Genomic DNA, 21116 nt, shown 5'->3' on the forward strand with positions numbered 1-21116 from the left:
GTTCAGCGCTCCTTAATAGCGAAGCGGTTTGCAATGATGCGGGCAATGATCGTGAAGAGCAGCACGATCACGATCAGGGTCAGCGCGGCGCCCCATGCCCGGTCCTGAGGAGGCACGAACGGCTCGCTGGCGTTGCGGAAGATCTGGGCGGTCAGTGCCGTGTTCTCGCCGCTGAAGGGGTTCCAGTTCGTTTCGTTGACGGCGCCGACGACGAAGAGGATCGGCGCAGTCTCGCCCGCGGCGCGAGCGATCGCCAGCAGCGCGCCGCTGGTGATGCCCGAGATCGCGGCCGGCAGCACGACCGTGAGGGTCGTGCGCCACTTCCGGGCGCCCAGCGCCAGGCTGGCCTGGCGCAGCTCGTCGGGCACCAGCCGGAGCATCTCCTCGGTGCTGCGGATGACCACCGGGAGCATGAGGCAGGCCAGCGCGAGCGCGCCCGCGAAGGCGGTCCGCTCGTCGAAGGTCAGCACCCAGATCGTGTAGATGAACAGACCCATCACGATCGAGGGCACACCGGTCATGATGTCGGCCAGCATCCGGATGATCCGGGCGAGCGGCCGCTGTTTGCCGTACTCGTTGAGGTAGATCGCGCCCAGGACGCCGAGCGGGATCGCCATCAGGGCCGCGATGCCCGTGGTGAGCAGCGTGCCGACGATCGCCGGCCACATACCCCCGCCGGCGCGCCTCGTCGAGAGCGAGATGTCCTCGGAAAGGAACTCCCAGCTCATCACGCCGCCGCCCTTGGCGATCACCGAGTAGATCACCAGGCCGAGCGGGACGACCGCGACGATCAGGGCGAGCACGATGGCCCCCGTGGCGATCTGGTTGGTGATCCGGCGCCGGGCGGAGAGGGAACGGCGGGTCAGGTCGGGCGCGCCGGCACCTGGCCGACTGACACGCTCAGCCGTGGTCGTCATCACGCCGCTCCCTTCATCCGGATCTCGGCACGGCGGACGATGGCCTGCGCCACGGTGTTGATGATCACCGTCATCACGAACAGTACGACGCCGAGGCCGATCAGGGCGGCGGTGAAGTCGCCCGTCGATTCGCCGATCTGGTCGACGATCACCGCCGGCAACGCGTTGCCGCTGGCGAAAACGTTCGCGGTGATCTGGGTCGAGCTACCGATGATCAGGGCGACCGCGATGGTCTCGCCCATGGCCCGGCCGAGGCCGAGGATGACGGCGCCGACCAGGCCGCCGAAGCTGTGCGGGAAGACCGCGCCGCGGATCATCTCCCAGCGGGTGGCGCCGAGGGCGAGCGCCGCGTCCTTGTCGGCCCGCGGCACGGTGCTGAACACCTCGCGGGAGATCGACGTGATGATCGGCGTGATCATGATGGCCAGGATGAGCCCGGCGGTCATGAAGCTCCGGCCGCTGCCGACCGGCTCGCCGAAGAGCGGGATCCAGCCCAGCACGTCGTGGAACCACTGGTAGATCGGCACGAGCTTGGGGGCGACGACGAGGACACCCCACAGGCCGAAGACCACCGACGGCACGGCCGCGAGCAGGTCGATCACTGTGACCGCAGGGCCGCGCAGCCGGCGCGGGGCCAACTCGGTGAGGAAGAGTGCGATGCCGAGGGAGACCGGCACCGCGAAGATCAGCGCGATGAGGGAGACGACCGCCGTGCCGAAGATGAACGCGAGCGCGCCGAAGACCCCGGCCGGCGGGTCCCAGGTCTTGCTGGTGATGAAGTCGAGGCCCATCTTGCTCAGCGCCGGCCACGCCTCGCGAGTGGTCGTGATGAGGATGAGAGCGAGCACGGCGAGCACCAGCAGGCCCGCCCCGATGGTCAACGCCATGAAGGAGCGGTCGGCCCTCGGGCCGCCGCCCCGGCTCGCGAGAGGGCTGGGCGGATCGGGTGTCTGAGTCGTCACGGTCCTAACTCCGGTGGCTGGGACGCCGCCAGGGGCGGGATCGTCGGACCCCGCCCCTGGGCTCTGTCATCGATTCACTGGATCTTGTCGAGCTGGGCGAGCGCCTTCGTCTTGAGCGCCGCGGGCAGCGGGGCGTAATCCACCTCGGGGGCGAGCGTCTGACCCTCGTTGAGGATGTAGGTGACGAAGCCCTTAACCGCGTCCTTCTTCGCCGCGTCCGGGTACGAGGTGCGGACGAGGATGTAGGTCGGGGCGGTGATCGGGTAGCTCGTCGCGCCGGCCGCGTTCAGCGGGTCGTACGTGAGGTCGTCCTTGACCGTCGCGCCTTCCAGGGCGGCCGTGGCGCCGTCGAGGCTGGCCGCGACGAACTGGCCGTCCTTGTTCTTGATCGCGGCGAACTTGAGGCCGCTCTCCTTGGCGTCGCTGAAGTCGACGTAGCCGATCGCGCCGTCGCTCTGCTTGATGATCTGCGCGACACCCGTGTTCTTCTGCGCGCCCTGGGTGGTGGACGGCCAGTTGACCGTGTCACCGCTGTCCAGCTTCCAGCTCGGCGCGGCGGCCTTCAGGTACTTGGTGAAGTTGTTGGTCGTACCCGAGCCGTCGGCGCGGTGCGCGACCGTGATCGCCTTGTCGGGCAGGTTGACGCCCGGGTTGTCGGCGGCGATCGCCGCGTCGTTCCACTTCTTGATGTCCGTCTGGAAGATCTTCGCGAGCGTGTCCGGGCTGAGCTGAAGCTTGTCCACGCCCGAGAGGTTGTAGGAGACCGTAATCGGCGCGGCCACGGTCGGCACGTACAGGAAGGAGTCGGCGGCGACGCCGTCCGTGTCCTTGACCGTGCTGTCGGTGCCGGCCCAGTCCACGAGGTTGGCGCCGAAGTCCTTCTTGCCCTGACCCGAGCCGACGGAGTTGTAGGTGACAGTCACCTTCGACGCCACGGTCTTGAACTCGGCGATCGCCTCCGTGTAGAAAGCGTTCGGGAAGCTGGCGCCACCGCCCTTGATGTCGCCGGACAGGCTTTCATAGTTGCCCGCGCCAGAGCCGGAATTGCCGGTCCCGGTGTCGGTGCCGTTGTCGTCGTCTCCGCCACCGCAGCCGGCAAGTGCGAGCGCGGCGATCGCGACGCCGACGAGGGCACGCCGCGAGAGCACGTTGCGGTTCACCTCAGGTAAGCCTCTCTGTTGGGAGCGTCCGGCCATGAACGGGCCGAACACTGGCGACGCTAAAAGCAGCAGGTAGCCGGCTTCCACGGCGTGGATGAACGAGGAGTGAACACGTCTACCAGGCAAGATTGCGCAATGCTGAGGGGGAGTTGTCCGTTCCGTGAACCAGGGTGCTTGTGCCGGGAATATCCGATATTGGCGGTCGCCCGTTATCGCTACGCGACGTTACGTTGACGTTGCTGTGACCGGGTGAACAACCCGTCGGTAACTCACATCCGTAGACCAACGGGCGAACCCCGACCGGGTGTACAGCGCCACCGCCCGGACGTTCGACTCATCGACGTAGAGCATCGCCTGATCCAGCCCTCGGCCACGCAGGTAGCGCAGGCCGGCCACGGTCAGCGCGGAACCGAGGCCGGTGCCGTGCGCGTCCGGGTCGACCCCGAGCACGTACACCTCGCCGATCGGCTCGTGCTGGTGCCCCCGGGCGCCGTGCACCTTGGTCCAGTGAAAGCCGAGCAGCCGGCCGTCTCCGGCCACCGCGAGCAGGAAGCCGTCCGCGTCGAACCACGGCTCCGCCATCCGTAGCCGCAGGTCACGCAGTGTCCAGCGGCCCTGGTCGGGGTGGTCGGCGAAGGCGCGCGCGTTGAGCGTCACCCATGCCTCGTCGTCCTGGCCCGGCCGGAACGGGCGCAGCGCCACTCCCTCGGGCAGCCTCGGCTCCAGCAGCGGTGCGTAGAGCGAGCGGCGCATTTGCAGCAGCACGCGGGCGCGTACGAACCCGAGGCTGAGCGCGAGCGCGCCGGCCGAGGGGTGGTCGCCGTGCGCCCACAGACGCAGCCGCCCGCGCGGGTCGGTCTTGTCGGTGACGTCCATCGCCGCCCGCACGAGCGCCCGCCCGAGCCCGTGCCGCCGGCGCAGCGGGTGCACCGCCAGCTCCGCGGACGCGCCCTCGACCTTGTCGGTGGTGTCCAGGTGGGCATATCCGGCGAGCGCGCCGTCGTGGTCCCGCGCCAGCAGGTGAACGGCCGGTACGTCGCCGCCGTGCCGCAGGTGGAGCACCACGTGCTCGGAGAGGGGGTACGCCCCGTCCGTGTCGCCGGCGGCCTGGGCGAGAGCGAGCACCTCCCGCACCTCCTCCGCGGTCAGCTGATCGGTCCGGGCCGCGACGGGATGTACGGAGGTCACCACGTCACGGTATGCCAGGTTCAGATCTGGCCGAGCTTGAGCGGCCACTCCCGGCCGTGCATGCGGGGCGGGTCGATGCCGGGCGGGAGCGCGCAGAGCTGAAAGCGGCGGCCCAGGTTGGGCAGGATCGAGCGGAGCGCCGAGATCGTGCCGTGGCGGTCGCCACCCGCGTCGTGCAGCAGGACGATCGCCCCGCGGGTCGTGCCGGAGTTGACCGTGCTGGCGATGCTGCCCGCGCCGGGCTTGCGCCAGTCCTGCGGGTCCACCGTCCAGTGCAGCGGCGTCATGCCCAGCTCGCGGGATACCGCCACGATCGACGCCGTCCACGCACCGCCGGGCTGGCGGTAGTAGGACACCCGGGCACCGGGCGCGGCGTCGCGGATCGCCTGGTTGGTGCGTAGGAGATCGGTGCGGATGCCGGCCCTGGTGCGCACGCCGAGCCGCACGTCGTGCTCCCACGAGTGGTTGCACAGGGTGTGGCCGTCGGCGGCGATCTGCCGCACCAGCCCGGGAAACGCCCTGACGTTGACGCCGACCAGGCAGAACGTCGCCTTCACGCCGTACCGTCGCAGCATCGCGAGCGCCTGCGGGGTCTGCGACGGGTCGGGACCGTCGTCGAAGGTCAGCGCCACCCCGGTCGTACCCGTGGTGCGGCGGCTGCCGAACGGACCGCCCCGCTCGGCGGGCAGCGGCGGGCGGCCGGGCCCGGTGATCGGCTGCGCGGCCATCGGCGGGGCCGGTGCGATGGGCGGCTTCGGCGCGGCGGCGACGGGTCGGGCCGCGCCGGTGGCCGGCGCGACGGTGCGCGCCGTGCGCTCCCGGGCGGTGTCGGGCGCGAGATGGTGCCCCACCAGGTAGGCGCTCGCCACGATCGCGGCTATCACACCCGCGACGATCGCCACCGTGCGCACGTTGGACAGAGCGGTACCGGTGCGCTCGTCGGTCTCACCGGCCTCGGTGGCCTCCTGGGTAACAGGCACGACCTTGAGGATAAATCGCTCTTAAGAAACTTAAGGCCAAAAACGCCCAAATGCATTACATATAAGGAAGCGCCACCCAGCCTTCGCTGGATGGCGCTTCGGGGTAGCCGGGTGTCAGACGGGCAGCGGAGCCGGCTCGCTGTCGGGCAGCGGGCGGCTCGGCGGCACGACGAACTTGTAGCCGACCTGGCGGACCGTGCCGATCATCGACTCGTACTCCGAGCCGAGCTTGGCCCGCAGCCGCCGCACGTGCACGTCGACCGTGCGGGTGCCGCCGAAGTAGTCGTAGCCCCAGACCTCGCGCAGCAGCTGGTCGCGGGTGAACACCCGGCCCGGGTGCTGGGCCAGGAACTTCAGCAGCTCGAACTCCTTGTAGGTCAAGTCGAGCGGGCGGCCCTTGAGCTTGGCCGCGTAGGTGTCCGGGTCGATGCTCAGCTCGCCGGCCCGGATCAGGCCGCCGGCGCCGGAGGTCGCGTTGGTGAGGCGACCGACCGCCAGGCGGAGGCGGGCCTCGACCTCGGCGGGACCGGCGCTGGCCAGGATCACGTCGTCGACGCCCCAGTCGGCGTTGAGCGCGATCAGGCCAGCCTCGGTGACCACGGCGACCAGCGGCACGCCCAGGCCGGTGGCGTGGAGCATGCGGCAGGTCGCGCGGGCCTCGGCCAGCTCGGAACGGGCGTCGACCATGACCGCGTCAGGGCTTGGGCCGGAGACCAGGGTGCGCACGTCGCGCGGCGCGGTGCGCACCGAGTGAGGGAGCAGGTCGAGCGCGGGAAGCACGGCTGACGGCTCACCGGCGCGGGCTGTCACCAGCAACAGGATTTCCACTCTGACCTCCGTCCTCGCGGCGCTGGGCCGCGCGGTGACCGGCGGTAATCCGGACGACCGGCTTACCGGTGTGACTCTGTGTCGGTCCCGGCGTCGCTGACGGGCGGGTGCTGTTGACTTCGGAAGAGCTTAACCGATGGTCAGCTGTAAACACTCCGGTGTCCGGCCGTTCATTTGTGTGATCGGCCATAGATTGGCCAGCATCGATCTCTGTTTCGCCGGTCGGCCGGATGCGCGCCAGGGCCCTAGTATCGGGGGCGTGTTCCCCTCCGCCTCCGACACCGCCCCGCGCGCCGTGGCCACCGCCGCGGGCGACGAGGACGAGGTGGAGGAGGTCGAGGTCGTCCCGGTCCGGCCGAGCCTCTCGGTAGCCATCGCCGGGTTCGCCGCGCTGCTGGCCATCGGGCTGGTCTTCGGTGCGCAGACGGCCGGCCCGGGCAGTGCCCGCGTCCCGTACGCGATCGTGATCTTCGGGGTGCAGCTCCTCTTCATCTTGGCCTGGACGATGGCCATCCGCCCCCCGGCGCTGCCCGCCGTGGCCGGGGTCTGCGGGGTGGCGGCGCTCCTCGCCGACATGGGCGCCGTGTTGCCGCAGAGCGCGACGGTCGTCCCACTCGTGTACGTGTCGATCGGTGGCTTCGTGGCCGCCGTGGTGAGCCAGCTGATCCGCGCCGTCGACCGGGCCCGGGCGAAAGACTCGCTCGGCTCCACGCTGCTCATCGTGCTCGGCGTGGTGGCGTTCGCGTCGCTGATCGTGCTGGGCCGCGAGCCGCTCGGCACCCAGACGATCTTCGTGTGCCTGACCGCGACCGGTGTGTCGCTGATCGTGGCGCGGCTTACCGACGCGGTGCTCGCCTGGCCACGGCTCGCCCCACAGGTGCCCCGCGGCGCCGCCGGCGTGGTCTTCGGCGCCATGGCCGGCACGCTGGTCGCCGCCGTGATCGGCAGCTACGTGGTCGGCTTCACGCCCACGAGCGCCGCCATCGCGGGTCTTGTGGCCGCCAGCCTCGGCGCGCTCGCCGACCTCGCGGTCGGCTACGCGGAGGCGGGGCGGCAGATGGCCGGCGAGCCGCCGACCATGTGGATCGCCCGGCACATGCAGGGGCCGCTCGGCGGGTTCGCGCTCGCCGCGCCCGCCGCGTACGCCATGTGCGTCTTGTTCCTGACCTGAGGCACGACTCGCATCCAGGAGAGCGGGGTATAACGGCCGCCGTGACGACGTACACCTATGAACCGGCACCGGCGCGCCCCCGGCGGCGCTGGGGCCGGCGCCTGCTGATCGTCTTCATCGTGCTGCTGGTGGTGCTCGGCGGGCTGCTCGTCGTCGCCGACCGGGTGGCCGCGAGCGTGGCCGAGCGCGCGATCAGCGACGAGATCGCCAAGGAACTCGTCGCGCAGGACGTCAAGTCGTCTCCGCCGGACGTCGGGGTCGGCGGGTTCCCGTTCCTCACCCAGGTGCTCTCGGGCAAGTACGAGTCGATCACGATCGGCCTCCGCGACCTGGAGGGCAACATCGAGGGCGAGGGCGTGCGGGTGCCTCGGCTCGACGTCGACGCCCGCGACGTCTCCGCGCCGCTCGAGACGATCCGCAACGGCCAGGGCGACGTTGTCGCGCAGACCGTCAACGGCACCGCCACCATCGCGTACGCGAGCGTCGTCGCCCTGATGGACCAGCCCGGCCTGCGGCTGTCCGAGCGCGACGGCCAGCTTCGCGTCACCGCCCCGCTCGACGTCGTGGGTCAGCGCGTCACGGTCAGCGGCACCGCCGAGCTGAGCGTGACGAACGGGCGGGTGCAGATCCGGTTCCGCGACCTGACCGCCGACGGGCTGCCCCAGCTGCCCGGCGCGGATGCGGTCCTCAACCAGTACGCCCAGCAGATCTCGATCAGCATGGCGCTGCCCGAGCTGCCGTTCAAATTGGACGTCAAGGGCGTCGAGGCACGCCCGGATGGGCTCGCCGTGGACGCCCAGGCGCTCAACGTCGCACTCAACCAGTGGTAACTACCTCATCCCGGATGGTGAGTCGGTTCTGTCACGACTCGAAGAACGGCTGGTAAGCTCCCTCCCCATGGGGACGCTCCTCACCAAACGGCGCGCGGTCGACCTGTGCCGCGTGGCCGCCTGCCTGTGTCGCCCCGTCATCTGACGGCGGGGCCGGTTCTGCGTACCCTCTGATCCATTACGCCCGGCAGTGGCGCCGTCGCACGTACCCGTGATCCGTCCCAACCCATGGGTCGCGCGCTACGGCGAAGATTGAGCGCCCGCGCGCCGACCTCGAATCAATCCTCAAGAGGAGTTCATTCGATGAGTCGCGACACTGCACTCGTATCAGCCGACTGGGCCGAAAAGAACCTGGAAGCAGCCGGTGTGGTCTTCGTCGAGGTCGACGAAGACACGGCCGCGTATGACGCGGGCCACATCCCGGGCGCCATCAAGCTCGACTGGAAGACCGACCTGCAAGACCCGGTGCGCCGAGACTTCGTCAACAAGCAGCAGTTCGAGGCGCTGCTGTCCGAGCGCGGCATCGGCAACGACGACACCGTGATCCTGTACGGCGGCAACAACAACTGGTTCGCGGCCTACGCGTACTGGTACTTCAAGCTCTACGGCCACCGCGACGTCAAGCTGCTCGACGGCGGCCGCAAGAAGTGGGAGCTCGACGCCCGCACGCTCACCAAAGACCCGGTGAGCCGCCCCGCCACCCAGTACACGGCGCAGGAGCCCGACGTCTCCATCCGCGCCTTCCGCGACGAGGTGGTCTCCGCGATCGGCACGAAGAACCTCGTCGACGTCCGCTCTCCCGACGAGTACGCCGGTCGCCTCCTCGCCCCCGCCCATCTGCCGCAGGAGCAGGCGCAGCGGGCCGGCCACATCCCGACCGCACTCAGCGTGCCGTGGAGCAAGGCCGCCAACGAAGACGGCACCTTCAAGTCCGACGACGACCTGCGCCAGATCTACGGCGAGGCCGGGCTCGACGACGGCAAGGCCACCATCGCGTACTGCCGCATCGGCGAGCGCTCCTCGCACACCTGGTTCGTGCTGAAGGAGCTGCTCGGCCACCAGGACGTAAAGAACTACGACGGTTCGTGGACCGAGTACGGCTCGCTCGTGGGCGTGCCGGTCGCGCTCGGCGACGAGCCGGGGAAGGCGTGACGATGACTGCCGTTACCTCCGCCAACACCGCCGCCGGCTGCGCGGCGCCCGACCAGTCGGCTCCACTCCCGGCCAGCGTCGACCTGGAGAAGGAGACCGTGATCACGGGCACCGTCCTCGCCGACTCGGGCGAGGCGGTGGCCGGTGCCTACGTGCGCCTGCTCGACTCGACCGGCGAGTTCACCGCCGAGGTCGTCACCTCGCCGGAGGGCCTGTTCCGCTTCTTCGCGGCACCGGGCACCTGGACCCTGCGCGCCCTGTCCCGCCACGGCAACGGCGACGCCACGGTGACCGCCAGCCAGGGCATCAACCAGGTCGGCGTCACGGTCGCCTGACCCCCGTCGACAGCAGAGCGGCCCGCACCCCGGTGCGGGCCGCTCTTTCGGTTGGCACTCGTGGCAGCGCCCAGACTCACGACCGCCGCCGTCAGGACCCGGACAGCTTCCAGGCACGGATGAACTCCCGGTAGAGAAACTGCTGGAAGGGCCGGCTTCGGAGCCGCCGAACGACGCTTCGTCCGATGCCTCGGGATCCGAAGTAGAGCGCGCTTACGATCGGCAGGCCGGTAGCGGTCTGCGTGACCGACGCCACCCCCTCCACGAGGTCGCGTTCGAGAGGTGACGGCTCGGCGCGGCGAATGCCGAGCGTCTCCAGCAGCCGGGTCCGCACCGCCTCGATGTCGCGGGCCAGGAGCAGGTGGTCCTCGTCGGTGACGCATGCGGCGATGGCTTCCCGGAGATCGGTTGCCTCCGCTCGGTACCGCTTGATCCGGTCGGCGACGTGACGAATCCACGCGCCGTCGGTCACCTTGCCCGTCTCCGCGTCCGACCAGAGCCGGCCGCCAAGCAGGGGCAGCTCGAACTCCATCAGCCGCAGCCGGAGCGCCGCGGCGTGACCGGCGGCTTCGGCGATGGAACCAGGAATGCCGCGAATGGTCTTGATGACGTCCAGGACGAGGACGTCTTCGGCACCTTGCCGGTTGAGGTCGAAGGTCAGCAGGAAGTCCCGTCGCATCGGATGCGGCTGGTAGCACATCGCCGCCGCGTCCGCACGTGCCTGGTACTTGAGGCCCCGCGCCAGAGTGGCCATCAGGTACTTGCCCTCACCAGGTGGCGCTACCGGCGCCAGCGCGCGGTGCAGCACGACCGCGGCCGAGCGGGCCCAGTCGCCGAACTCGTCCGACTCGATGCCGTCGTGGCTGTCGATACGGACGTTGTGGTGCCCGGTCACCCGCACGTTGGCTTGCTGGAAGCGAGCCCAATCGACCAGCCTCGCAGACAACGAATCGCGGCCTGGGCGAGCGCTGTCGCAGGCGAGAGCCTGGTCGACGAACTGAATGACGCTCGTCGTGCCGAGAGTCGTCGTCAGGTCGTCCAGAGCCCGCGCTTGAGCGGTGGTGGCGCTCGCCCACCCATCGGGCTGAAGGACGAGTGGGCTTACGAGATCGGCCTGGATCAACTCGCGTAGAAGCTGCGGCTGCTCCCCGAAATCGTCGGGTGTGGGCGCCGGCAGCGTGGGGTGAACGACGTGGACCTGCGGCACGAATATGAGCGATTGCACGATCTCGACGAAGCATTGGCGAGCGAATGGATCCTGCGGCCGTGTCCGCCTGTTTTGGGACACGATGTATTCCTCGGCGCCGATGAGTGAGGTTACGTCGACGAGGACGCTGCTCCCACTCAGCGGATGAGTTACGTGATCCCCAGGAACCACCGGACCTCCTCGGGCGTCCCCATGGTGGTCGCATCGAAGGTCGGCTCGGGTTGACTGAGTGTTTCGATGTCCACCGGAGTTCGATTGTGCCCTTTGGCGTCCACCGCCAACAGTCCGGCGGCCGCTCCCATGCACAGGCCCGCCAACCCGTCCCACACCTTCTGGCGTCTGCGGTGAAAGACGTCGAAAGGAAACAACTGCCCGTCGGTCACCTCAGTGAGGTCCACGGCGGTGCGGACCATGTCGAGGGTTTGCGAGGTGGTCCTTGTCTTGAGTCGGTAGCCCGCTTGGAGCATCGGCTCTTCGAACGGTCGAGGGGTAACCCCGGAGCTGCGTGTCACCGACGCCGACTTCCGGTGATCAGTACGAGGTCCGGCCGGAACACGGTTGACCGATATGGCCGGTGTGGCGACATCGGTCGTGACGGTGATCGGCTGCCGGCCCTTGCCCAGTTCGGGCGCGAATACAAAGGCCGCGACAGGCTTACGGTCGCGGAGAAGGCACACAACCGAGCAAAATTCGACTCGATCGTGTCGGACGAACTCTGCCGTGCCGTCGATCGGATCGATGACCCAGATCAGCTCGGGCGACGCGAGCACATCGCCGCGTATGGTCGTCCGTTTGTCCTCCTCGGCGACGACAACGGCATTGCGATCAACCTCGCGAATTCGCTGGACGATCAGTTTTTCGACCGCGACGTCGGCCTCGGTGAGCAGTGTGTCGTCCGGCTTTTTGCCTACATCGAGGGTGTCTAGGCGTGCTCGGTAATGGCGGAAGGCTTCGAGGAGATCGACTTCGAGGGTGTCCCACAAACTGCCGAGTTCCATCGCGAGCCCTCTCTGACATGAGCCACCCGGAAGTGTCCCATGCCCAGGGCGCTCGCCAAGCCAGCCGGCGAGCGCCCGATCGGATGAGGTCAGTGGCCGCTGGGTGGGGGTGGGCAGGGTTCGGACGGGGCGAGGGCGAAGTCGGCGGTCTGGGTGAAGCCGGCCTGGACGCGGACGCGTTGGCTCTCCGGCAGCCAGCCGTCCTTCGCGACCACCACGTCGTACCGCCCCTGTGGCACCCAGTACGCGTAGTGGCCGGACGAGTCGGCCAGGACCGTGTAGCCGGCGGACGGGTCGGCGACCGGGTTGACGCGGATCGTCACGGGTACGCCGACCTGGTTGCCGCCGCACGTCGTGCCGAGGACGGTGCCCTGGACCTTGCCCCAGCTCGCCGGCGGCGTCACCGTCGTGCGGACTGGGATCTGCGGCACCTGGTACGGCGTGTCCGAGCGGATGCCCAGCCGTGCCGTGTACGTGCCGGGCTGTGCGATCCCGGCGGCGGCTGTGGCCGTCAGTGACACGCGGACCATGCGGGAGGCGCCCGGCGCGAGCGTGAATGCCGTCGGCTCGGCTGTCAGCCACGGCACGTCGCCGAGCTCGTCGCAGAGGTCGAGGCCGCGGAGGTGTTCGGTCTCCGAGGAGCCGACGAAGGGTGTCGGTGCGCCGCCGATGGCGTACACGCCGCAGGCGCCCGCGCCCCGGTACCGGCTGAAGCGGGTGTTGGGCAGCTCCCGCCAGGCGTTGGCCGCGGGGTCGAACGCGACGACCCGGTTGGTGATCGTGGTCAGCCCGTTGATGATGCCGCCGGCGATGACGAGTGTCCCGCTCGCCGCGGAGTACTGCGAACCCCAGAGGGCGAACGGCATGTCCGGCAGGCGGGTCCAGGCGTTGGTGGCCGGGTCGTACACGTGCGCGTCGCGGTGTGCCTGGCTGGTCGAGCCGCCGGCGCAGTAGATCTTGCCGCGGATGCCGCCGCAGGACATGTACGACGACAGGTGCGGATAGGGCTGCCGGGTCGCGAACGTGCCGGTGGCCGGGTTGAACACCACCAGGTCGGCGGAGTCGGTGCAGTTGCCGTCGACGCAGCCGCCGACCAGGTACACGCGGCCGCCCGCCACGGCGACGGCCTGCGCGGCACGGGGTGCCGGGTTTACCGCGCCGGGCACGGTGCGCCACACGCCGACGGCCGGATCGAAGACGTCGACCGAGGTGACCGGTTCGCCCGGGCCCTCCCAGCCGCCGAGCACGTAGACCTTGCCGCCCACCGCGGCCACGGCGGGACTGCTGCGGGCCACCGGCAGGTCGGGCAGGCGGGTCCAGGTGTTCGCGGCCGGGTCGTACCGGAAGGCGAGGCGCTCGGTGCCGGGTGCGCCGCCGCCGACCGAGTACACCTTGCCGTCCAGCACGGCGGCGGAGTTGTCGAAGACGTCGACCGGGTAGCCGGCCACCGTGTTCCAGGCGTCCTCGACCAGCGGGGCCGCCCGCATCGTGCCGTCGCCGAGCGGCACCTTGCCGTCGCTCACGCGCTCCCGCCGGGCGCCGCCGGGCACCGTCCGTTCGGCGAGCGGGGCGCCCTGCCGCCCGAAGAGGTCGAAGCCGCCGCCCATCTCCAGAAGGTCCACAGTGGCCGGTGCGTTGCCGGTGTTGGTGATCCGCACGTTGGCGTTGCGCGTGCTGCCGTACCCCTGGGTCGCCTCGATGGAGGTGGCCGACAGCGCGAGGCGCCCCGCGGCGAGCGCGAAGTCGGCCCTGGTCGCGGAGTCCGCGACGACCTGCACGAGCTTCGTCTGGTTCTGGTAATCCGACTTGGTGGCGGTGAACTGCTGCGCGCCGGCCAGCGAGGAGAAGAGCCAGTAGAAGCCGTCCGCGGCGGAGGTGCCGGCGTCGCCCGGAGCGTCCACACTGGACACCTTGACACCGGGCAGTGGCGCGCCGGTGTTGCCGTCGGTGGCGTCGCCGACCACCAGGCCCCCCGGGATCGGCGTGCAGGCGCGGTTGTGGACCTGGACGTTGTCCACCTCCCACCACCAGGCGAACGTGCCGCGGAAGCGGAACCGCACGAGCACGTTCGCGAAGCCGCCGGCCGGGTAGAGCGGCACCTCCTCGACGCGGGGCCCGCGGCGGTTGGCGGTCTGGTGCCACACGTTCGTCCAGGTCGCCCCGCCGTCGCTGGAGACGTCGATGTCGGCGGAGTCGGTGGTCTCGACCGCGCGCCAGTCGCTGTTGAACCGCAGGAACGGCGAGGCGATCGCGGAGAAGTCCAGCGGCGGTGTGACGAGGTCGGTGTCCTGGCTGTTGCCGCTGCCGAGCGCGTCGCTGTCGACGATGGCGAAGCCGCCTGAGCCGCCGGTCAGGTTGCCGCGGTTGCGCACGTCCTGGAAGACCCACCCGCCGCTCGCCGTGCGGTTGACGACGGACCAGCCCGGCGGCGCGGTGGTGCCGTCGAAGGACTCGCTGAGGATCGGATCCCGGAGCACCGGCGCGTAGCCGGCCGCTGTGCAGCCCGGTTCGACGATCACGGCGAAGTCGACGGTCTGGTCCGCGTCGCCGACCGCCACGTCCCGGGTCACGACGCGATATCCGGTGTACCGCGTGGTGACCGTGAACCGGTACGTGGCACCGCCCGGGACCTCGAGCGAGTAGCGCCCGGTCACCGGGTCGGTCCGCACCGGACCGCCCGGTCGCCCGGCCACCTCGACGGTGGCGGCGAGCGGCCAGCCGTGGCCGGACCCGTCGGTGACCCGCCCGCTCACGGTGACCAGCGGTGCGGTGACGAGGGCGAAGTCATGCGCCGCGGCGCCGCCCTCGGGCACGGTCACGGTGGCGGTCTGCGCCTGGTAGCCGTACTTCGAGGCGGTGACCTCCTGCTCGCCGGCCGCCACGGTCAGCGCGTAGCGCCCGTCCGGGCCGGTGGTGGTGCTGCGCCCGGCGGCGCTCACGGTGGCGCCGGCCAGCGGCGCGCCGCCGGTGGTCACCAGCCCGGCGATCCGCCCGACCGCGCCGCGGGGCGCGGCGGTGACCGCCTGGTACGCGTCGAGCCGGCCCTCGCCGAAGTTGTTGTTGTTCGCCGCGGTGCCGCCGCACCCTGTCGAGTCGACGTCGATCGCGGTGCGGTCGAGCAGGTCGCGGGTGGCGGCCACGTCGCCACGCAGGCTCGGCGCGGCCGACCAGATGAGCGCGACCGTGCCGGTCACGTGCGGCGCCGCCATCGAGGTGCCGTTGAACGCGCCGTACTGGCCGCCCGGCAGGCTGGAGCGCACGTTGACCGCGGGCGCGCTGATGTCCGGCTTGATTCCACCGTCCACAGCGGACGCACCGCGGCCGGAGCTGGTGTAGATCGCGTTGTCGACGTCGTGGCCGCCAACCCCGTAGGCGAGCGGCTCGTCGCCGGGCGAGTTGGCGGTGCCGCAGGCCGGGCCGTCGTTGCCGATCGCGAACGAGGGGAAAATGCCGGCCGCGGTCCAGGCGGCGAGGATCTGGTTGAAGAACGGGTCGTCCTGCTCGCCGCCCCACGAGTTGTTGACCACGTCGGCGTGCAGGTCGGGACGCGGGTTGGCGCCGTTGAGGTCGGTCGGCGCGAGCACCCACTCGCCGGCGGCCAGCAGCGCGTCGGTCGGGCAGCCGCGCGGGTCGCAGCCCTTGGCGGCGATCCACTTGGCGCCGGGCGCCACGCCGATCTGGTTGGCGCCGCCGTCGTCACCGACCGCGGTGCCCGCCACGTGCGTGCCGTGGCCGTCATCGTCGTCGCACGGCACGAGCGGGTTGGCGCACACCTCGGCCGGGTCGTACCAGTTGTAGTTGTGGTCGAAGGAGCCGTTGCCGAGGTTGCCGCGGTACTGGTTGACCAGCGCCGGGTGGTCGAACTGCGCGCCGCCGTCGATGGTCGCCACGACGATGCCCTCGCCGCGCACGCCGTACTCGCTCCACACCCGTGGCGCGCCGACCGCGCCGACGTTCCACTCGGTCGCCGCCGGTGCGATCGGCTCGGCCGCCCGGGTGGGTGCCAGCAGCGGGAGTACGCGTACCGGCTCGATCCGCTCCACCTCACCGCGCGCGGCGAGCGCGTCCAATGTGGAGCGGTCGGCGGTGACCCGGAGCGCGTTCGCGATCCAGAACGGGCGGTAGCCGGCCTTGCGGGAGTCGAGCAGGTCCCGGATGCCGCTCTGGGTGCGCTCGGCGGTGCCGGTCAGCTTCCCGTACACCTGCGTGGCCTTGGTCGACCCGCGTTGCTTGGCGATGGGGCCGAGGTCGGCCTTTTCGCGGAGGTAGACCATGAAGCTGGCCGTGCCTTTCGCCTCCAGGGTGGCGACGACCTCCTTGCTGACCTCCGCACCGGGCGCCGCCGCGGTCGCGACCGCCGGTCCCGATGTCACCGCCAGCGTCGTCACCAAGCCCAGCACCAGTAACCGCGACATGGCCCCTCCCCGTGCTCGCATTGCAGCCATGCTGTTGCGGCGCAGTGGCGGTGATCAATGGATTCCGGCGGGCAGTTGTCGGTCAGAAGCCTGTCAACTGGCCCTTAATTGCCTGCGGATTGCGACGTTTCGGCGACATCCAGTTGACTTCGTCAATTCTGCGGCGTTGGCTGTCCTTCACGCGACACTGTGGGCCTGGGGAGGGGATGCGGTGGCCAGCGGAGAGGTGCCGTTCGTCGTCTGCGTGTCGTCGGACGTCGCGGTCCGGGAGCGGGTGGTGCGGCGGCTGGACGACTGCGGGGCGGTCGTGCTCTGCGCCGATCTTTCCGAGCTGCGGGCGATGCTCTTTCCGGCCGGGGTTCCGGCGGTCACGTTGCCGGCGGGCGTGCCAACCAACGGTCCGGTGCGTTTCGGCGAGCTCGTCGTCGACACCACCGGCCATCTGGTCACCTGGCGGGAAAAGCCGCTGGCGCTGACCCGGCTCGAGCGGGAGCTGCTGGCCCGGCTGGCCAGCCCGCCGGTGGGCGTGTGGACGTACGAGCGGCTGTTCGACACCGTGTGGGGCGGCGCCTACCTGGGCGACACCTCGATCCTCCACTCGGCGGTAAAGCGACTGCGCCGCAAGCTGCGTGCCGCCCCGGACGGCCCGTCGGTGGAGACGGTCCGCGGGGTGGGCTACCGGCTGGCCGCCGTCTGAGACCGCCCGCCTTCGGCCCCGCAGCCGCCGGCTGGCCGCCGCCTGGCACCATGACCGGGTGAGCGAGCGAGTTGGCGCGGCGGCGTCTGGACGGAGCCGCCCCGCCCCGCGCACCCCGCCGCGCCGCCGCGGGCGCTGGCTGGTGGGGATCGTGGTGGCCTGGGCGGCGGCGCTCGGCGTTCTGGCCTACGTCTCGGTGCGAAACGACCCGCCGACCGTTCGCGACCAGCGGACCATCGGCGAGGCGAGACCGCTCGTCGACCGCGCGGTGGGCGAGCTGGCCGTCGCCGCCGGCTCCGACGCGGTGCTCTCCATCTCCGGGTACGAGGTGACGGGCGGCTGCCGCATCACCCCGTTCCGCTCGGGGGAGACGCTGGAGCGGGACGTCACCGTCTACACCGGCGAGACCGACGCGCCGGCCCTGCTCGACCGGATCGCGGAGCGGCTCCCGCGCTCGTACCAAGCGGGGGTCCACCACGGCAAGGAGCACGACACGCTGCGCGCGGACGCGGGCGAGTTCGTCTCGGTGCGGGGCGGCGCCACCGCTCCCGGCGTCGTGATCCTCACCGTCGGCACCGGCTGCCGCCCGACCGCGTCGCTCGGCGCGCAGGCGCCGGCACCCGGCGACGAAGACCGCCGCATCGCCGACCGGATGCTGGTGGCGCTGGGCGGCACGCTCGACGAGGTCACCGTGGCCGAAGCGCCCTGCCCGGCCGGCGGCACGGTCCGCACCGTCGCCGCGGCCGGCTCCCGCACCGGCGCCGGCAAGCCGCTGCGCGACGTGCTGGTGCCGCTCTTCGGCTCGGCCCAGGCCGGCCCCGCCCTCGTGGACACGGCCGAGCGGTACGCCTACCGCAGCGACGAGGCGATGGTCGCTGTCGTCGCCGGCGAGGACAGCGCGCTCGACGCCACGCTCACCACGCCCTGCTAATACACCAGCGCCTGTGCGCCGTCGGCCAGCGCTTCCTCCACGAACACGGCGGCGCCGGCGATCCGTACACCCTTGAGCAGGTCGGCCTCGGTGATCTCGCGGCGGGCGGCGCACTGGGTGCACAGCGTGACCCGGCCGCCGGCCAGCACGGCGTCGAGCAGATCCGGCAGCGGTGCCGAGTGTGGCAGCGAGAACTCCGCGGCGCGCCCGGGCAGCGCGAACCACGCCGACTCGCCGGTCAGCCACAGCGACACGTCGACGCCGCTGGCCACGGCGGTAGCGGCCACCGTAAAGGCCTGGGCGCACCGCTCCGGCGCGTCCGACCCTGCGGTTACCTTGACGACGAGGGAACGAGCCATGCGGAAAGCATAAGATTGCTCGGTCATGGTTACCGAGATCGGGTTCGTCAGCCTGCTGGTCGCGGGCTTTGGCCTGCTCGCCGGTGGCCTGGTCTATCTGGCCGTGCGCATATCAAGAGGACGCTGGTGACTGACAACCCGCTCGGACCCCCGCCCTGGCTCAACGCGCCGCCGGTCGACCCCTACCCGTTCGAAGACACGTACGACCTTCGCAAGGGGCCCGACCTCCACCACGCGCTGCTGGCCCTGCTGCCGTACATCGGGGAGTGGCGCGGGCGCGGCAAGGGCGGCTTCCCCACGATCGAAGACTTCGACTACGCGCAGGAGATCCGGATCAGCCACGACGGCCGGCCGTTCCTGCACTACGAGTCACGGGCGTGGATCCTCGACGGGCAGAGCCAGCCGGTGCGCCCGGCGATGCGCGAGGTCGGCTGGCTGCGCCCGGTGATGCAGGACGGCCGCGCGACCGACGAGGTCGAGGCCCTGCTCACCAACCCCACCGGGATCATGGAGCTGTACCTGGGCCGGGTCAACGGCACCCAGCTGGAGATGGCGACCGACGCGGTGCTGCGTACGTCGACGGCCAAGGAGGTCACGGCCGGCCACCGGCTCTACGGCATCGTCGAGGGCGCGCTGCTCTACGCCCAGGACATGGCCGCCGTCGGCCACGGCCTCTCCCCACACCTGTCCGCCCGCCTCATCCGCGTGGGCGGCTAGCACCAACCCGCAGTCAGGAGCCGAGAAGCGCGCGGAGGCGTTCGGTGTGGGTGGACCCCGGCAGGTCGTTACCGTCGAGAGCGCACACCTCCGCGAGGCCGCGTACCGACGAGGCCAGCCACACGCCGTCGACCGTGAGCAGCTCGGCCGGCTTGATCATCCGGTGTTCGGGGCGCCAGCCCTGCGACGCGGCCTGAGCGAGCAGCCACGCGGCGGTCACCCCCGGGAGGACGCCGGCCGACGGCGGCACCGTGCACAGGGCGTCGCCGTCCAGCCACACGAGGCTGGCGGTCGGGCCCTCCAGCGCGTATCCGTCCGGGGAGACCCACAGCGCATCATCCACCCCGTGCGACGCGGCCCAGCGGCGGGCGGCGAGGCTCGGGCCGTACGACAGCGACTTGACCGGCAGCCCGGACGCCGCCGGCAGCGTGCGCACCCGCAGCGAGAGCACGCGGGGCGGCACCGGCGCGATCGTGCAGAACGCGGTCATCGGCGTGCACACGAGCCGGAGCGCGCCTTCGACGTCGGCCGGCCACTCGGCGCACGCGTCCAGCACGAAGTCGCTCAGGCTCGTGGGCACCGCGAGCCCGAGCGAGGGTGCCACGGCGGCGAGGCGGGCCAGGTGCTCGTCGAGCAGCCACGGGCGCCCGTCGCGGACGAGCATCGTCTCGAAGAGCCCCTCGCCGAGCACCCCTGGGTCGTCGGCGCGCATGACCGGGGTGCCGGTGGGCACCACCCCCCGACCAAGCACCGCGACGATCGAAGCCCGCACCGAACTATTATCGGGCGGTGTCGGAAACGTCCCTCCCGGATATCCTGCGGGCCCGTGGACTGCGGCTGACCGCCCAGCGGCAGCTGGTGCTGGAGGCCGTACACGAGCTGGGCCACGCCACGCCCGAGCAGCTGCACACGGCGGTGCGCGGGGTGGCCGCCGGCGTGAATATCACCACCATCTACCGCACCTTGGAATTACTCGAGGACCTCGGGCTGGTTACCCATACGCACCTGTCGCACGGGTCACCGACGTACCACCCGGTGGGTGAGGACCAGCATGCCCACCTGGTGTGCCGGGGCTGCGGTGCGGTGAGCGAGATCGAGCCGGAGGTGCTCGCGCCGCTGGCCGGCGGGCTGGCCAAGGAGCGCGGGTTCCAGCTCGACATCGGTCACGTGGCGCTGTTCGGCACCTGCGAGGAATGTGGGGGAGCGAAATGATCGACCGGGACGGTGCGGTGGCTGTCGAGGCGCTGGAGCCGGAGTCGCGAGACGCCGGTGTGGCGGCGCACTACGGCGACCCGATGCGGGAGCAGCGCACGCTCGCCACTGACGTGGGCCTGGTCGACCGTTCGCACCGGGGCGTGGTGGCCGTGCCCGGCCCGGAGCGGGCCAGCTGGCTGCACAGCATCACCACCCAGCACCTCGCCGACCTCCGGGCCGGCCAGGGCACCGAGCTGCTCGTGCTCTCCCCACACGGGCACGTCGAGCACCACGCCCAGGTCGCCGAAGACGGCACCACCACCTGGCTCGACACCGAGCCGGGCGCGGCGGCCGAGCTGCTCACGTTCCTGGAGAAGATGCGCTTCCTCACCCGGGTCGAGCCGCGCGACGCCACCGGCGAGCTGGCCGTGCTCACGCTCGTCGGCCCGCGCGCCGCCGAGGTCGTCCCCGACCTCAAGGAGCCGGAGGTCCGCGCGGTGCCAGGCGCCAAGTTCGCCGCCGGCTCCGTGCCGGCGACACCCACGACGGTGTACGACGTGAAAGTCCTGCCGGAGGGTGGGCTCGCCCGCCGTGGCCACCTGGGCATCGACCTGCTCGTGCCGCGCGAGTCGGTCGGCGACGTCGTCGAGCGGCTGGGCGTCCCGCTCGCCGGGCTGTGGGCCTACGAGGCGATGCGCGTCGCGGCCCGGGTACCCCGGCTGGGCCTGGAGACCGACCACCGCACGATCCCGGCGGAGATCGACCTGATCGCGCCCGCGGTACACCTCGACAAGGGCTGCTACCGGGGACAGGAGACGGTCGCCCGGGTGCACAACCTGGGGCGGCCGCCGCGCCGGCTCGTACTCCTCCATCTCGACGGCGTGGCCACCGACCTGCCGCCGGCGCCGGGCACGGCAGTGACCAGCGAGGAGGGGCGCGCTGTCGGTTTTGTCGGCACCGCGCTGCGCCACTACGAGCTGGGCATGGTCGCCCTCGCGGTGTTAAAGCGAAACCTGCCCGACGACGCTGTCCTGCGGATCGGTGAGTCGGTCGCCGCGATAGATTTAGGCTGACC

Annotated in this window: 22 protein-coding genes; 11 read left to right on the forward strand and 11 right to left on the reverse strand. The window is 71.0% G+C overall.

Annotated elements, in window-relative coordinates:
* Window positions 1-2: 2 nt before the first annotated feature.
* The 6 genes from pstA to AC5L36_RS03310 all read right to left on the reverse strand — a co-directional run bounded on the left by pstA (window position 3) and on the right by AC5L36_RS03310 (window position 6035).
* On the reverse strand, window positions 3-917 hold the full coding sequence (pstA, locus tag AC5L36_RS03285) for a phosphate ABC transporter permease PstA (RefSeq protein ID WP_441220166.1): 915 nt from the start codon (window positions 915-917) through the stop codon (window positions 3-5).
* Window positions 917-1804 carry a phosphate ABC transporter permease subunit PstC gene (pstC, locus tag AC5L36_RS03290; protein WP_441220167.1) on the reverse strand — a complete coding sequence of 296 codons (888 nt, stop codon included), beginning with the start codon at window positions 1802-1804 and terminating at the stop codon, window positions 917-919. Before pstC ends, pstA begins: the two co-directional genes overlap by 1 nt.
* 149 nt (window positions 1805-1953) lie before the next feature.
* Window positions 1954-3039 (reverse strand): phosphate ABC transporter substrate-binding protein PstS, encoded by a 1086-nt coding sequence (gene pstS / locus AC5L36_RS03295; RefSeq protein ID WP_441220168.1) that lies wholly within the window; start codon window positions 3037-3039, stop codon window positions 1954-1956.
* Window positions 3040-3264: 225 nt separating this feature from the next.
* A complete protein-coding gene (gene mshD, locus AC5L36_RS03300) occupies window positions 3265-4227 on the reverse strand; it encodes a mycothiol synthase (RefSeq protein WP_441220169.1) in 963 nt (320 codons plus the stop codon).
* Window positions 4228-4247: 20 nt separating this feature from the next.
* On the reverse strand, window positions 4248-5147 hold the full coding sequence (locus tag AC5L36_RS03305) for a polysaccharide deacetylase family protein (RefSeq protein WP_441220226.1): 900 nt from the start codon (window positions 5145-5147) through the stop codon (window positions 4248-4250).
* A 174-nt stretch (window positions 5148-5321) separates the two neighbouring features.
* Window positions 5322-6035, reverse strand: a complete 714-nt coding sequence (locus tag AC5L36_RS03310; RefSeq protein ID WP_173057698.1) for a winged helix-turn-helix transcriptional regulator — start codon at window positions 6033-6035, stop codon at window positions 5322-5324.
* Window positions 6036-6294: 259 nt separating this feature from the next.
* On the opposite strand from AC5L36_RS03310, the gene AC5L36_RS03315 reads away from it, so the two are divergent.
* From AC5L36_RS03315 to AC5L36_RS03335, 5 genes are all read left to right on the forward strand, one after another.
* Window positions 6295-7206, forward strand: coding sequence for a hypothetical protein (locus tag AC5L36_RS03315; RefSeq protein WP_441220170.1), 912 nt, complete (start codon window positions 6295-6297; stop codon window positions 7204-7206).
* Between the two features lie 41 nt (window positions 7207-7247).
* Window positions 7248-8036, forward strand: a complete 789-nt coding sequence (locus AC5L36_RS03320) for an LmeA family phospholipid-binding protein (protein ID WP_441220171.1) — start codon at window positions 7248-7250, stop codon at window positions 8034-8036.
* Window positions 8037-8103: 67 nt separating this feature from the next.
* On the forward strand, window positions 8104-8181 hold the full coding sequence (locus tag AC5L36_RS03325) for an Ms5788A family Cys-rich leader peptide (protein ID WP_334619740.1): 78 nt from the start codon (window positions 8104-8106) through the stop codon (window positions 8179-8181).
* 158 nt (window positions 8182-8339) lie between these two features.
* Complete coding sequence (locus AC5L36_RS03330) at window positions 8340-9188, forward strand: sulfurtransferase (protein ID WP_441220172.1); 849 nt, start codon at window positions 8340-8342, stop codon at window positions 9186-9188.
* A gap of 2 nt (window positions 9189-9190) precedes the next feature.
* The gene (locus AC5L36_RS03335; RefSeq protein WP_441220173.1) at window positions 9191-9523 is read left to right on the forward strand and encodes a DUF1416 domain-containing protein; all 333 of its coding nucleotides are present in this window, start codon (window positions 9191-9193) and stop codon (window positions 9521-9523) included.
* A 91-nt stretch (window positions 9524-9614) separates the two neighbouring features.
* On the opposite strand, the gene AC5L36_RS03340 is transcribed toward AC5L36_RS03335, so the two are convergent.
* The 3 genes from AC5L36_RS03340 to AC5L36_RS03350 form a co-directional block, all read right to left on the reverse strand.
* Window positions 9615-10901, reverse strand: a complete 1287-nt coding sequence (locus tag AC5L36_RS03340; RefSeq protein WP_441220174.1) for a hypothetical protein — start codon at window positions 10899-10901, stop codon at window positions 9615-9617.
* Entirely contained in the window at window positions 10880-11728 is an 849-nt protein-coding gene (locus tag AC5L36_RS03345) for an inositol monophosphatase family protein (RefSeq protein ID WP_441220175.1), read from the reverse strand. The genes AC5L36_RS03340 and AC5L36_RS03345 overlap by 22 nt, the downstream gene beginning before the upstream one ends.
* 89 nt (window positions 11729-11817) lie before the next feature.
* A complete protein-coding gene (locus AC5L36_RS03350; RefSeq protein ID WP_441220176.1) occupies window positions 11818-16164 on the reverse strand; it encodes a S8 family serine peptidase in 4347 nt (1448 codons plus the stop codon).
* Between the two features lie 190 nt (window positions 16165-16354).
* On the opposite strand from AC5L36_RS03350, the gene AC5L36_RS03355 reads away from it, so the two are divergent.
* Entirely contained in the window at window positions 16355-16840 is a 486-nt protein-coding gene (locus AC5L36_RS03355) for a winged helix-turn-helix domain-containing protein (protein WP_441220177.1), read from the forward strand.
* 58 nt (window positions 16841-16898) lie between these two features.
* Complete coding sequence (locus tag AC5L36_RS03360) at window positions 16899-17771, forward strand: hypothetical protein (protein WP_441220178.1); 873 nt, start codon at window positions 16899-16901, stop codon at window positions 17769-17771.
* On the opposite strand, the gene AC5L36_RS03365 is transcribed toward AC5L36_RS03360, so the two are convergent.
* A complete protein-coding gene (locus tag AC5L36_RS03365; protein WP_441220179.1) occupies window positions 17768-18130 on the reverse strand; it encodes a DsrE family protein in 363 nt (120 codons plus the stop codon). The genes AC5L36_RS03360 and AC5L36_RS03365 overlap by 4 nt on opposite strands.
* Window positions 18131-18155: 25 nt before the next feature.
* Here AC5L36_RS03365 and mtfM point away from each other — a divergent pair, with 25 nt between their 5' ends.
* Window positions 18156-18260: a small membrane protein MtfM gene (mtfM, locus tag AC5L36_RS03370; protein ID WP_269476287.1), complete on the forward strand. Its 105-nt coding sequence runs from the start codon at window positions 18156-18158 to the stop codon at window positions 18258-18260.
* The gene (locus AC5L36_RS03375) at window positions 18254-18847 is read left to right on the forward strand and encodes a heme-binding beta-barrel domain-containing protein (protein WP_441220227.1); all 594 of its coding nucleotides are present in this window, start codon (window positions 18254-18256) and stop codon (window positions 18845-18847) included. The genes mtfM and AC5L36_RS03375 overlap by 7 nt, the downstream gene beginning before the upstream one ends.
* Before the next feature lie 13 nt (window positions 18848-18860).
* On the opposite strand, the gene AC5L36_RS03380 is transcribed toward AC5L36_RS03375, so the two are convergent.
* Window positions 18861-19619 (reverse strand): aminotransferase class IV, encoded by a 759-nt coding sequence (locus AC5L36_RS03380; RefSeq protein WP_441220180.1) that lies wholly within the window; start codon window positions 19617-19619, stop codon window positions 18861-18863.
* Between the two features lie 17 nt (window positions 19620-19636).
* Here AC5L36_RS03380 and AC5L36_RS03385 point away from each other — a divergent pair, with 17 nt between their 5' ends.
* Window positions 19637-20059, forward strand: a complete 423-nt coding sequence (locus tag AC5L36_RS03385; protein ID WP_441220181.1) for a Fur family transcriptional regulator — start codon at window positions 19637-19639, stop codon at window positions 20057-20059.
* Window positions 20056-21114, forward strand: coding sequence for a CAF17-like 4Fe-4S cluster assembly/insertion protein YgfZ (gene ygfZ, locus AC5L36_RS03390; protein ID WP_441220182.1), 1059 nt, complete (start codon window positions 20056-20058; stop codon window positions 21112-21114). Before AC5L36_RS03385 ends, ygfZ begins: the two co-directional genes overlap by 4 nt.
* Window positions 21115-21116 lie beyond the last annotated feature (2 nt).

This window comes from Phytohabitans sp. LZ39 (assembly GCF_059359075.1).

What these genes read in the sequence shown, in the direction of transcription:
- AC5L36_RS03325 (WP_334619740.1), top strand. Translation starts at nt 8,104, where the DNA reads ATGGGGACGCTCCTCACCAAACGGCGCGCGGTCGACCTGTGCCGCGTG.
- ygfZ (WP_441220182.1), top strand. Translation starts at nt 20,056, where the DNA reads ATGATCGACCGGGACGGTGCGGTGGCTGTCGAGGCGCTGGAGCCGGAG.
- AC5L36_RS03345 (WP_441220175.1), bottom strand. Translation starts at nt 11,728, where the DNA reads ATGGAACTCGGCAGTTTGTGGGACACCCTCGAAGTCGATCTCCTCGAA.
- AC5L36_RS03365 (WP_441220179.1), bottom strand. Translation starts at nt 18,130, where the DNA reads ATGGCTCGTTCCCTCGTCGTCAAGGTAACCGCAGGGTCGGACGCGCCG.
- pstC (WP_441220167.1), bottom strand. Translation starts at nt 1,804, where the DNA reads ATGGCGTTGACCATCGGGGCGGGCCTGCTGGTGCTCGCCGTGCTCGCT.
- AC5L36_RS03330 (WP_441220172.1), top strand. Translation starts at nt 8,340, where the DNA reads ATGAGTCGCGACACTGCACTCGTATCAGCCGACTGGGCCGAAAAGAAC.
- mtfM (WP_269476287.1), top strand. Translation starts at nt 18,156, where the DNA reads ATGGTTACCGAGATCGGGTTCGTCAGCCTGCTGGTCGCGGGCTTTGGC.
- AC5L36_RS03350 (WP_441220176.1), bottom strand. Translation starts at nt 16,164, where the DNA reads ATGCGAGCACGGGGAGGGGCCATGTCGCGGTTACTGGTGCTGGGCTTG.
- AC5L36_RS03335 (WP_441220173.1), top strand. Translation starts at nt 9,191, where the DNA reads ATGACTGCCGTTACCTCCGCCAACACCGCCGCCGGCTGCGCGGCGCCC.
- pstA (WP_441220166.1), bottom strand. Translation starts at nt 917, where the DNA reads ATGACGACCACGGCTGAGCGTGTCAGTCGGCCAGGTGCCGGCGCGCCC.